The sequence below is a fragment of the uncultured Sphingomonas sp. genome (assembly GCF_902806265.1).
In the GTDB taxonomy this organism is placed as follows: Bacteria; Pseudomonadota; Alphaproteobacteria; order Sphingomonadales; family Sphingomonadaceae; genus Sphingomicrobium.
Genome location: NZ_CADCVZ010000020.1, coordinates 1 through 11,705, shown reverse-complemented (window position 1 = coordinate 11,705; position 11,705 = coordinate 1). Strand labels below are relative to the sequence as shown.

The window sequence follows — 11,705 nt, the reverse complement described above, 5'->3', positions numbered from 1 at the left end:
GCTCAACCTGCCGCTGATTGGCGCCTACCAGGCCGCGAACGTGCTGGTCGCCGCGGGGCTGGTGCTGGCGACCGGCGGGAACTGGGAGCAGACCTTTGCCGGCATGGGCCGTCTGAGTCCGGTACGCGGCCGGCTGGAGCGGGCGGTGATCACCCGCGCTGGGGCGCCGGTCTATGTCGACTATGCCCATACCGCTGACGCGCTGGAGGCGGCGATCGCCGCGCTTCGCCCGCATGTGGAGGGCCGGCTGATTACCTTGTTCGGTGCGGGCGGCGACCGCGACCAGGGCAAGCGGCCGGAGATGGGCGCGGTGGCCGCGCGGACGAGCGACCTGGTGATCGTCACCGACGACAACCCGCGTAACGAGGATCCCGCCAAGATCCGCCGCGAAGTCCTCGCTGGAGCGCCCGGCGCTTGCGAGATCGGCGGGCGGCGCCAGGCCATTGCAGCGGCGCTCGCTGAAGCACGCACCGGCGACATCGTCCTGCTGGCCGGCAAGGGGCATGAAACGGGGCAGATCGTCGGCGATCAGCTGCTGCCGTTTGACGACGCGCAGGTCGCCCGGGAATGCGCCGCGTGACTCCACTGTGGACCTCCGCCGAGATCGAAAGCGCGACCGGCGGCCGCGCATCCGCGTCCTTCGAGGTTACCGGCGTTACCTTCGACAGCCGCGAGGTCGAGCCTGGCCACCTGTTCGTCGCCATGCCCGGCACGGTCGCGGACGGTCACCAGTTCGTTGCGAGCGCCTTGGAGGCGGGCGCCGCGGCGGCGATCGTCAGCCGGCCGGTCGACGGGCCGCACCTGCTGGTCGAGGATACCGCGGCCGCGCTGACCGCGCTGGCGATCGCCGCCCGCGACCGGGTGCCCGAAGCCAAGATCCTCGGCGTCACCGGCTCGGTCGGCAAGACCAGCACCAAGGAAGCGCTGGCCGCCGCCCTTGAACGTCGCTGCCGCGGGCGGGTGCATCGTTCGGTCAAGAGCTACAACAACCACACGGGCGTTCCGCTGAGCCTCGCCCGGATGCCGCGGGACACGCTGTTCGGCGTGTTCGAGATGGGAATGAGCAACGCCGGCGAGATCGCCGCGCTGACGCGGCTGGTCCGTCCCCATGTTGCGCTGATCACCGCGATTGCTCCGGCGCATATCGAGAATCTGGGCTCGATGGAGGCGATCGCCGCCGCCAAGGGCGAAATCTTCGAAGGGCTGGAGCCCGGCGGCACGGCCATCCTCCCCAACGATACGCCACATCGCGACCTTCTGCTCCGCGCGGCACGGCGGCACGCGGGCCGGACCGTCACCTTTGGGTCCGGGGATGCGGACATCACCGCCGTGCATGCCGTTCGTGGGAACGCAGGCGGCAGCCTGGTCACCGCGCGCTTGCTGGAAAGCCAACTGACCTTCACTATCGCTCAGCCAGGCGAGCATTGGGTATCGAACGCGCTCGCCGTACTGACGGCGGTCGAGGCGGTCGGGGCGGACCTTGCGGCTGCCGGACTGGCGCTGGGCGACCTGGGAGGGCTCAAGGGCCGTGGCGAACGGCACCGGGTCGCGGTGGAAGGCGGCGAAGCGCTGCTGATCGACGAAAGCTACAACGCCAACCCGGCGAGCATGGCCGCGACGCTCAGGAACCTGGGCACCGAGCCGGTGGAAGGCCGCCGCATCGCCGTGCTGGGGACCATGCGCGAGCTTGGGGCGCACAGCGACGAGGCGCACGCCGGCCTCGCCCCGCACGTCCTCGACGCCGGGGTGAACAGCCTGATCCTGGTTGGGGATGAGACCCGGCCGCTGGAGCAGGCGCTCGGCGGGCAAGTCGAGGTGCAGCGAGCGGACGACGCGAACGCCGCGGCCGAGCTTCTACTCAAGACCATCCACCCCGGCGACGCGGTGCTGGTCAAGGCGTCCAACGGAGTCGGGCTTGCGCGGCTGGTGGAGCGGGTGGCAGGGGGCGCCGCGACATGCTCTACCTGATCGCCGAACAGCTGGGCTTCCCCGGTCTGCTAAACCTCGTCCGTTACATCAGCTTCCGCGCGGGTGCCGCCACTGCCACCGCGCTGGCGATCGGCCTGCTGCTCGGGCCCTGGTTCATCAACTACCTCAGGGTGCGGCAAGGCAAGGGGCAGCCGATCCGCGCCGACGGGCCGCAGACCCACCTCGCCAAGCGCGGCACCCCGACCATGGGCGGGCTGCTGATCCTGATCTCGGTCACGGTGTCGGTTTTGCTGTGGATGGACCTCAGCAATCCGTACGTCTGGGCGTGCCTGATGGTGACGATCGGCTTCGGCGCGATCGGCTTTCTCGACGACTATGACAAGGTCCGGAAGGCGCACCACGCCGGCATTCCCGGCAAGGCGCGGCTGGCGCTGGAGTTCCTGATCGCGGGGCTCGCGTCCTACCTCATCAACACGAACAATGGCACTGAGCTTTACGTGCCGTTCTTCAGCGGCTTCCAGCTGAACCTCGGCATCTTCTACCACATCTTTGCGGCGTTCGTGATCGTGGCGTTCGGCAACGCGGTGAACCTGACCGATGGGCTCGACGGCCTCGCCACCATGCCGGTGGTGATCGCCAGCTTGGCGTTTGTGCTGATTGCGTATGTCGTCGGCAACGCCGTGTATGCGGAATATCTCGGCATTCCCCATGTGCTCGGTGCAGGCGAGTTGACCGTGCTGCTGCTGGGGATCGTCGGCGGCTGCCTCGCATTCCTCTGGTTCAACGCGCCGCCGGCCGCGGTCTTCATGGGCGACACCGGTAGCCTGGCGCTGGGCGGCGCACTCGGCGCGGTGGCGGTGGCGACGCACCATGAGTTCGTGCTGGTGATCATCGGCGGGCTGTTCGTGGTCGAAGCGCTCTCCGTCGTCGTCCAGGTGTTCGTCTACAAGCGGACCGGCAAGCGCGTGTTTCTAATGGCGCCGATCCACCATCATTTCGAGCACAAGGGCTGGAGCGAGCCAACGGTGGTAATCCGCTTCTGGATCATCGCCTTCGTGCTGGCGCTGGCGGGGCTCAGCACGCTGAAGCTGCGGTGATCACCGCTCGGGCCTGGGCGGGGAAGCACTATGCGGTGTACGGCTTGGCGCGGTCGGGATTAGCGACGGTGCAGGCGCTGCTCGCAAGCGGCGCGCAGGTGACGGCGTGGGATGAGCGTGACGAGGCGCGGGGCCGAGCCCATGGGGCCGAGCTCCTTGACCTTGATACCGCCGACCTGACCCAGTTCGACTCGCTGATCCTCTCCCCTGGAGTGCCCCTCAACATCCACCCGCTCGCCGCCCGCGCCCGCGAGGCAGGGATCGAGATCATCGGCGACATCGAGCTGTTCGCCCGCGCCCGGCCCGAGCTGCCGCCGCACAAGGTGGTCGGGATCACCGGCACCAACGGCAAGAGCACCACGACCGCGCTGGTTCACCACATCCTTGCAACCGCGGGCGTGCCGGCCACCATGGGCGGCAACATCGGTCTCCCGCTCTTGGCGCAGGACCCGCTGCCCGAAGGCGGCGTCTATGTGCTGGAGCTGTCGAGCTTCCAGATCGACCTGACGCAGAGCCTCGACTGCGACGTCGCGGTGCTGCTCAACATCACGCCGGATCATCTCGATCGATACGAGAGCTTCGAAGCTTACGCGGCATCGAAGGCGCGGCTGTTCGAGATGCAAAGCGCTCTCCATGTTGCCTTCGTCGGCGAGAGCACTGCAGAGATTATCGACCAGGTGACCAACGGCCTGCCGCAGCGCGTGATGAGCATTCACGGCGAGTGCTACGTCGATTCGTTTGGCAATACGGAAATGGGTCTGAGCGGCGTCCACAATGGCGAAAATGTTGGGGTGGCTGCCTGGGTTTGCGAAGAGCTGGGCCTCACGACGGAATCAGTCTGGCAGGCCGGGAAAACCTTTCGGGGCCTCCCGCACCGCATGGAGCGGGTCCGCGAGAAGGACGGGGTGCTCTTCGTCAATGACAGCAAGGCTACCAACCCGGAAGCTGCTGCGCCCGCACTCGCTGCTTATTCGGACAAGCGGTGGATCGCGAGTGGGCAGGCGAAGACGGAAGACCTCCGCGATACCGCTCCCGCGGTAGCCAGTTACCCGCGCGTGCGCTGGATCGTCGGCGGGCAGGCCAAGACCGACACGCTAGGCGACACCGCAAAGCACCTCGACCTTGTCGTGCACGCCTACACCATCGGCGAGGCCGGGCCGCTGTTCGCCCGCCTCCTCCGCGAGGCCGGCACGGCCGTCACCGAATGCGGCACCCTCGAAAATGCGGTGAAGCGCGCCGCGGCGGATTCACAGCCGGGCGAGGTTGTTCTACTCTCCCCGGCATGCGCTTCGTTTGACCAGTTCCGGGACTTCGAGGCGCGCGGGGAGGCCTTTCGCAGGGCCGTGGGGGAACTATGAACAACACGCTTGCCGGGGTGCTTCGGCCCAAGCCGCTGATCGATCCGAACCGCTACGGCCGCTCCGACCGCTCGGCGCTGGGCCGCTGGTTTTGGGAGATCGACCGCGTCCTGCTGCTGCTGGTCACCGTGCTGATCGGTATCGGCCTGGTCGCGGTCGCCGCCGCCTCGCCTGCAGCCGCGGAGCGCTACTCGGGCGGCAACGTTCAGTTCGCGCCGCTGCACTACTTCTATCGGCAGATCGTCTGGATCGCCCTGTCGGTGCCGGTGATGATCGTCATCTCCATGCTGCCGCGCGAGCAGGCCAAGCGACTGAGCCTGATCGGCGCCGGCATCTTCCTGGTCGCGCTGATGTTCGTGCCGGTGATCGGGCCGGAGGTGAACGGCGCGCGGCGCTGGATCGGCGTCGGCTTCACCCAATTCCAGCCCTCCGAGTTCCTGAAGCCCCTGTTCGTGGTCGCCACCGCCTGGCTCCTCTCCTTGCGCGAGAGGGACAAGGGCCTGCCCGTGTTCGCCATCTCCGGCGCGCTCATCGGGCTCGTCGCCGTGCTGCTGATGCTGCAGCCCGACTTCGGCTCGACCATCATTTTCGGCGCGGTATGGATCGCGATGCTCGCCTTGGCCGGTCTGAACCTGCGCATCCTCGGGGTGCTCGGGGTCGCCGCGGTGGTCGCGATCGTGCTGGCCTACTTCTTCTACCCCGTCGCCACCGTCCGCATCGACGGCTTTCTGTTCGGCGAGGGGGACAACTTCCAGGTCGAGAACGCGATGCGAACACTGACTGCGGGCGGGCTGTTCGGCATGGGCCCGGGGGGCGGCACCCGCAAGTTCGGCCTGCCCGAGCCGCATACCGACTATATCTTCTCGGTCATCGGCGAGGAGTTCGGCCTCATCGCCTGCATCGCCATCGCCGCGCTCTACCTGGCGATCATCGTCCGGGTCCTCGTGAAGCTGCTCGACGAGGAGTCCAGCTTCGCCATCCTCGCGGCGGCCGGGCTGGCGGTGCAGTTCGGGCTGCAGGCGATGATCAACATGCTGGTCAACGTCCACCTCGCCCCATCCAAGGGCATGACCCTGCCGTTCATCTCCTATGGCGGCAGCTCGATGTTGGCGCTGTCGGTCGGCATGGGACTGCTGCTCGCCTTTACCCGGCGGAACCCGTATCTGAAGCGCTCGCCCTACGTCGTGAAATGGAGCGGGGAGTCCGCGAGAGCATGAATTTCGTCCTCGCTGCCGGAGGTACCGGCGGCCACATGATCCCGGCCCACGCGCTCGCCGCCGAGTTGAAGCGGCGAGGGTACGGCGTGCTGCTGATCACCGACGAGCGGGGCAAGCGCATCCCAGGCCTGTTCGAGGGCGTGCCGATCGAGGTGCTCGCCGCTGGGCGGATCACCAGGAACCCGCTGGCGCTGCTCCGCGGAATGAGGAGCGTGCTCAAGGGCCGGGCCGATGCCCGAGCGCTCTACGCCAAGCACCGGCCGGACGCGGTGATCGGCTTCGGCGGCTACCCGGCCTTTCCCGCCCTGCTTGCGGCGGGCAGCCTCAACGTGCCTACCGTGCTGCACGAGCAGAACTCGGTGCTGGGCCGCGTCAACCGGCTGCTCGCCGGCAGCGCAGAGGTGATCGCCACCGCTTACTCGCAGATCGAGCGCTTGAAGGCGACACACAAGGCCAAGGCGGTGCTGGTCGGCAATCCCGTGCGCGAGTCCGTCGTGCGCATCGGCCAGCAGCCCTTCCCGGCCTTCGACGAGTACTCGCCGCTCAAGCTGCTGGTGACTGGCGGCAGCCAGGGCGCTTCCGTGCTGGGGCAGGTGGTGCCCGCGGGGCTGGGCGCGCTGGAGCCGTCGCTGCGCCACCGGCTGCAGGTCGTGCAGCAGTGCCGGCCGGACGACATCGAGCAGGTCCGCGACGCCTACCGCACGCTGGAGATCCCGGCCGAGCTGTCGACCTACATCGAGGACATGCCCGCCAAGCTTTCCGACGCGCATCTGGTGATCGCGCGCTCGGGCGCTTCCACCATCGCCGAGCTGACGGTCGCGGGCCGGCCGGCGATCCTCGTGCCCCTGCCGATCGCGACGGACGATCACCAGACCTTCAACGCGCGGGAGATGGACCGGGCGGGCGGGGCGCGGATGATCGCGCAAAAGGAATTCACCCCTGCCACCCTGGCGCGGCAGATAGGGGCGCTCGCGGCCGATCCCGAGGCGCTGGCCAACGCGGCGGCGAGGGCGCTGTCGGTGGGCCGGCCCAATGCCACGCGCGACCTGGCCGACCTGGTCGAGCGCGTGGCCGACAAGCAGGCGCCCGTCGCCTTCGGTCCCTCCCGCGCCTCGGCTGCACCCACCGGCCTGAGCCCCGCCGGAGCCGCCGCGTGAAGGCGTTCGGCACCGACATCGGCACCATCCACTTCGTTGGCATCGGCGGGATCGGCATGTCCGGGATCGCCGAGGTAATGCACCAGCTCGGCTACAAGGTGCAGGGCTCGGACGCCGCGGAGAGCTACGTCACCGAAGGGCTGCGCAAAGCCGGCATTCCGGTGATGATCGGCCAGAGCGCCGATAATCTCGACGGGGCGGCGGTGGTGGTCTGCTCGACCGCGATCAAGGCCGACAATCCCGAGGTGCAGGCCGCGGCCGAGCGCCGGCTCCCGCGGGTCAAACGGGCCGAGATGCTGGCCGAGCTGATGCGGATGCAGCAGACCATCGCGGTTGCGGGCACCCACGGCAAGACGACCACCACCTCCATGATCGCCGCCATGCTCGACGCTGGCGGGATCGATCCAACCGTGATCAACGGCGGGATCATAAATAGCTACGGTTCCAACGCCCGGCTCGGCAAGAGTGAGTGGATGGTGGTGGAGGCCGACGAAAGCGACGGCAGCTTCCTGCGGCTCGACGGCACGGTGGCGGTGGTCACCAACATCGATCCCGAACACCTCGAGCACTACGGCAGCTTCGACGCGGTCAAGGACGCGTTTCTCGAGTTCATCGAGAACGTGCCCTTCTACGGCCTCGCGGTGCTGTGCATCGACCATCCGGAGGTCGGAAACCTCCTGTCCCGCATCCGCGACCGGCGGGTGGTGACTTATGGCTTCTCCGCGTCCGCCGACCTGCGCGCGGAGAGCGTCCAGCCGGCGGAAGGCGGCTCGCGGTTCGACGCCGTGGTGCTGGAGCGCTCGGGCGAACGGCGCACCATCGAGGACATCCGGTTGCCGATGCCCGGCCGGCACAATGTCCAGAACGCGCTGGCGGCGATCGCGGTCGGGCTCGAACTCGGCATGGACGACGAGGCGATCCGCCGCGGCTTCGCCAACTTCGGCGGGGTCAAGCGCCGCTTCACTCGGGTCGGTGAGATCGAAGGCGCGCTGATCATCGACGATTATGCCCATCATCCGGTGGAGATCCGGGCGGTGCTGTCGGCCGCGCGCGAGAGCGCGCAAGGGCGGGTGATCGCGGTTGTCCAGCCGCACCGCTACTCGCGTCTCCGCGATCTGATGGAGCACTTCACCACCGCCTTCAACGACGCCGACGTGGTGCTGGTCGCCCCGGTCTACGCCGCGGGCGAGCAGCCGATCGAGGGCGTGGACTCGGCGGCGCTAGCCGAGGGCATCCGGGATCACGGCCACCGCATGGTGCGGACCGTCAACGACTTGGACGACCTCTGCCACACCCTCCGCGACCTCGCCGCGGAAGGAGACATGGTGATCTGCATGGGCGCGGGCGACATCACCAAGTGGGCGGCCAAGCTGACCGACGGCATTTGCCAGGCGAGGGCGGACAAGTGAGTTCGGCACCTGACCTCGCTCGTTCTGAGCGGAGCGAAGCGGAGTCGAAGAGCCTTCAACTTGAGCCTGCGGCCTCCGCTCAGGACAAGCGGTCGCCTGCGGTTAAAGGCAAGCTGCGCCCGCATGCTCCCCTCGCACCGTTGGTCTGGTTCAAGTCGGGCGGCCCCGCCCGGTGGCTGTTCGAACCCGCCGACCTCGACGACCTCCAGCAGTTCCTCCGCGGCCTCCCGCCCGAAGTGCCTGTCATAGCGCTTGGCCTCGGCTCCAACCTGATCGTCCGCGACGGCGGCTTCCCTGGCGTTGTCGTCCGGCTCGGCAAGCCGTTCGCCACGGTCGAGCGGCTGGACCAAGTCACGCTCCGCTGCAGGGGCGGCGCGAGCGGCATCCTCGTTTCGTCTACCGCCCGTGATGCCGGCATCACCGGCGTCGAGTTCCTCCGCTCCATCCCCGGCACGGTGGGCGGGTTCGTTCGCATGAACGGCGGCGCCTATGGCCGCGAGGTCAAGGATGTGCTAATCGAGGCGGAGGTCGTGCTGCGCTCGGGCGAGGTCCGCATCTTCAGCCGCGACGAACTTGGCTACACCTACCGCCATTCCGAACTGCCTGACCAGGCGGTGGTAGTCGGCGCCACCTTTCGCGGCGAACCGGGCGAGCCGGCGGCGATCCAGGCCGAGATGGACCGCATCGCCCAGAGCCGCGAGGAGTCGCAGCCGCTGCGCAGCCGAACCGGCGGCTCGACCTTCAAGAACCCGCTGCCCCGCAAGGCCTGGGAAGTGATCGACGCCGCCGGCTGCCGCGGGCTCCGCCAGGGCGATGCGCAGGTCTCGGAAAAGCATTGCAACTTCCTGTTAAATCTCGGTAGCGCCGCGAGTGCGGATATCGAGGCGCTGGGCGAGGAAGTCCGCCGCCGGGTGCGCGAGCACAGCGGCGTCGAGCTGCAATGGGAGATCCAGCGTGTTGGCATGTTTGCCGACGACGCGGACCAAGAGCGCGTGGGGGTGGCGAAGTGAGGCGGGACCTGCATGTCGTGGTGCTGATGGGCGGCTGGTCATCGGAGCGTGAGGTGTCGCTGATGAGCGGCCGCGGGGTCGCGGAGGCGCTGCGCCAGCGCGGGTGGAGCCACGTCACCGAAGTCGACATGGACCGCAATGTCGGCCACGTGCTCGAGGCGCTTCGGCCCGACGTGGTGTTCAACGCGCTCCACGGCGCGCCGGGCGAGGACGGCACGGTGCAGGGCATGCTGGAGCTGATGCGGGTGCCCTACACCCACTCGGGCGTCACCACCTCCGCCATCGCCATCGACAAGGAGCTGACCAAGCTGTTGCTGGTGCCCGCCGGCGTGCGCATGCCGCAAGGGAAGATGATCGACAGCGACAGCCTGTACGAGGGCGATCCGCTGCCGCGGCCATACGTGCTGAAGCCGATTAATGAGGGCTCGTCGGTGGGCGTCGCGATCGTCACGCAGGACAGCAACTACGGCAGCCCGATCGGCCGCGATGTCGAGGGCCCGTGGCAGCAGTTCGACCGGCTGCTGGCCGAGCCGTTCATAGCCGGGCACGAGCTGACGGTGGCGGTGATGGGCGAGGAAGCGCTGTGCGTCACCGAATTGAAGCCCAAGGTCGGCTTCTACGACTATGACAGCAAATATACCGACGGACTGACCGAGCATATCTGTCCGGCCCGCATCCCGGACGAGATTGCCCAAAGCATGCTCGACATGGCGGCCATCGCACACAAGGCGCTTGGCTGCCGCGGCGCGTCGCGCTCCGATTTTCGCTGGGACGACACGCAGGGCGAGGCGGGCATCTACCTGCTCGAGGTGAACACCCAGCCCGGCATGACTCCGCTCAGCCTGGTGCCCGAGCAGGCCCGACAGCGCGGGATCAGCTACGGCGAGCTCGTCGAACGCATCATCGCGGAGGCACTGGCCGATAGGCCGCCCGGCGGGAAGGCGCTGGAGTGAACGCGCAAACAGTCCGCCGCAGCAGCCGCGCCCGCTCGCGAGGAGCCAAGGCGCCGAAGGGGATCGCGCGCGCGCTCCCGGCGCCGCAGCGTAGCGCGACCGGTCTGGCGCGCTGGGCCTTCCTGCTGTTCGCGCTGGCGCTGGGCGCCGTCGCTCTGGTCGCGCTGGACCTTCCGGCAAAGGCGGCGCGCGCGGCTGGCACCGCGGCCGGCCAGGCGGGCTTCGCCGTGCACGGCTACCAGATCGTGGGCCTGAAGCGCATGGATCGCGGCCTGGTCGACGACGTGGTCACCGCCGAGTTGCAGCGGGCCGCCGAGGAGTCCCCAGCCGCCGGCAAGCCGCCGCAGCTGCTGGTCGACCTTGACGCCATTCGCGCGAACCTCCTGCAATATGGCTGGGTTGACGATGCCCGGGTCTCCCGGCGGCTGCCCGACCAGCTGGTCGTCGATATCGTCGAGCGCACCCCGGCCGCGCTGTGGCAGAACCGGCAGCAGCTCTCGCTGATCGACGCGGAAGGCGTGGTGCTCGCGCCCGTGCCCGTCGACCGGATGCCCGACCTGCCGCTGCTCATCGGCCCGGGCGCCAATGCGCAGGCGACCGCGCTCAACCGCCTGCTTGCGACCGTTCCGACCCTCAAGCCGCAGGTCGCTTCCGCCACCTGGATCGGGCGCCGGCGCTGGGACCTGGCCTTTTCGACGGGGGAAACGCTTGCCTTGCCCGAGGGCGAGGCAGCCACCGCGACTCTACAAAGGTTCGCTAAGGCCGACCGCTCGACCGGCCTGCTCGGCCGAGGCTTCAAGCGCTTCGACCTGCGCGTACCGGGCAAGATGATAGTGCGGCTGCCGCGCGCGCCGGGCGAGGCGGCGGTGGAGACCCAGGAAGTGCCGAGCTGATGGCGGCACCCTCTTCGCCGGCGTTGGTCGGCGCCGTGGACATCGGCTCCTCCAAGGTTTCCGCGCTGATCGTCACCAAGAACAACGACGGGCGCCTCCGCGTGCTCGGCACCGGCCAGCGCGAGAGCCGGGGCGTTCGGCGCGGCTACATCGTCGACATGGACGCCAGCGAAGTCGCGGTGCGCGAGGCGGTGGAGCAGGCCGAGCGCATGTCGGGCGTGACGGTCGACGATGTCTGGGCGAGCTTCGGAGCGGGCGGTCTGTCCAGCAACGAAGCCAACGTCGAGGTGGAGCTTGGCGGTCATCAGGTTGAGCAGTCGGACGTCGAGGAATTGCTCCGCGCCGGCAAAAGCGCGATCGATCGGCCCGGGCAGGTGGTGCTCCATGCTCATCCTGCCCTGTATACGCTCGATGATGTGCAGGGCGTGGCCCACCCGGTCGGGCTTCACGCGGACCGGCTGGGCGTCGACATCCACGTCATCGCGGCCGATCAGGCACCCCTCAGCAACATCGACCTTACCGTTCGTCGGGCGCATCTAGGCGTGAGGGCGATCGTGGCCTCGCCGGTCGTGTCGGCGCTGGCCTGCCTGAGCGAGGAGGAACGCCAGCTCGGAGTAGCGCTGATCGAGCTCGGTGCGGAGGTCACCAACGTGTCGCTGCACATGGGCGGCATGCTGGTCGG

General features: G+C 68.6%; 11 protein-coding genes. All 11 read left to right on the top strand.

The annotated features are described in order from the left end of the window. Window positions 1–580: cyanophycin synthetase (locus QZX62_RS04950; protein ID WP_294172617.1), on the top strand; the 580-nt coding region annotated here is incomplete at its 5' end. Continuing rightward, the gene (gene murF, locus QZX62_RS04945) at window positions 577–1,968 is read left to right on the top strand and encodes a UDP-N-acetylmuramoyl-tripeptide--D-alanyl-D-alanine ligase (protein ID WP_294172615.1); all 1,392 of its coding nucleotides are present in this window, start codon (window positions 577–579) and stop codon (window positions 1,966–1,968) included. The genes QZX62_RS04950 and murF, both read left to right, overlap by 4 nt. Further along, complete coding sequence (mraY, locus tag QZX62_RS04940; protein WP_294172613.1) at window positions 1,956–3,026, top strand: phospho-N-acetylmuramoyl-pentapeptide-transferase; 1,071 nt, start codon at window positions 1,956–1,958, stop codon at window positions 3,024–3,026. Before murF ends, mraY begins: the two co-directional genes overlap by 13 nt. Then, entirely contained in the window at window positions 3,023–4,384 is a 1,362-nt protein-coding gene (gene murD / locus QZX62_RS04935) for a UDP-N-acetylmuramoyl-L-alanine--D-glutamate ligase (protein ID WP_294172612.1), read from the top strand. Before mraY ends, murD begins: the two co-directional genes overlap by 4 nt. Next, the gene (locus tag QZX62_RS04930) at window positions 4,381–5,601 is read left to right on the top strand and encodes a putative peptidoglycan glycosyltransferase FtsW (protein ID WP_294172610.1); all 1,221 of its coding nucleotides are present in this window, start codon (window positions 4,381–4,383) and stop codon (window positions 5,599–5,601) included. The genes murD and QZX62_RS04930 overlap by 4 nt, the downstream gene beginning before the upstream one ends. After that, window positions 5,598–6,758, top strand: coding sequence for an undecaprenyldiphospho-muramoylpentapeptide beta-N-acetylglucosaminyltransferase (murG, locus tag QZX62_RS04925; RefSeq protein WP_294172609.1), 1,161 nt, complete (start codon window positions 5,598–5,600; stop codon window positions 6,756–6,758). The genes QZX62_RS04930 and murG overlap by 4 nt, the downstream gene beginning before the upstream one ends. Further along, on the top strand, window positions 6,755–8,167 hold the full coding sequence (gene murC / locus QZX62_RS04920) for a UDP-N-acetylmuramate--L-alanine ligase (RefSeq protein ID WP_294172607.1): 1,413 nt from the start codon (window positions 6,755–6,757) through the stop codon (window positions 8,165–8,167). The genes murG and murC overlap by 4 nt, the downstream gene beginning before the upstream one ends. A 140-nt stretch (window positions 8,168–8,307) precedes the next feature. Next, the gene (murB, locus tag QZX62_RS04915) at window positions 8,308–9,177 is read left to right on the top strand and encodes a UDP-N-acetylmuramate dehydrogenase (RefSeq protein ID WP_366926182.1); all 870 of its coding nucleotides are present in this window, start codon (window positions 8,308–8,310) and stop codon (window positions 9,175–9,177) included. Beyond that, window positions 9,174–10,130, top strand: coding sequence for a D-alanine--D-alanine ligase (locus tag QZX62_RS04910; protein WP_294172606.1), 957 nt, complete (start codon window positions 9,174–9,176; stop codon window positions 10,128–10,130). The genes murB and QZX62_RS04910 overlap by 4 nt, the downstream gene beginning before the upstream one ends. Next, entirely contained in the window at window positions 10,127–11,023 is an 897-nt protein-coding gene (locus QZX62_RS04905; RefSeq protein WP_294172605.1) for a cell division protein FtsQ/DivIB, read from the top strand. The genes QZX62_RS04910 and QZX62_RS04905 overlap by 4 nt, the downstream gene beginning before the upstream one ends. Further along, a partial coding sequence (ftsA, locus tag QZX62_RS04900) for a cell division protein FtsA (protein WP_294172604.1) occupies window positions 11,023–11,705 on the top strand: 683 nt, incomplete at its 3' end. The genes QZX62_RS04905 and ftsA, both read left to right, overlap by 1 nt.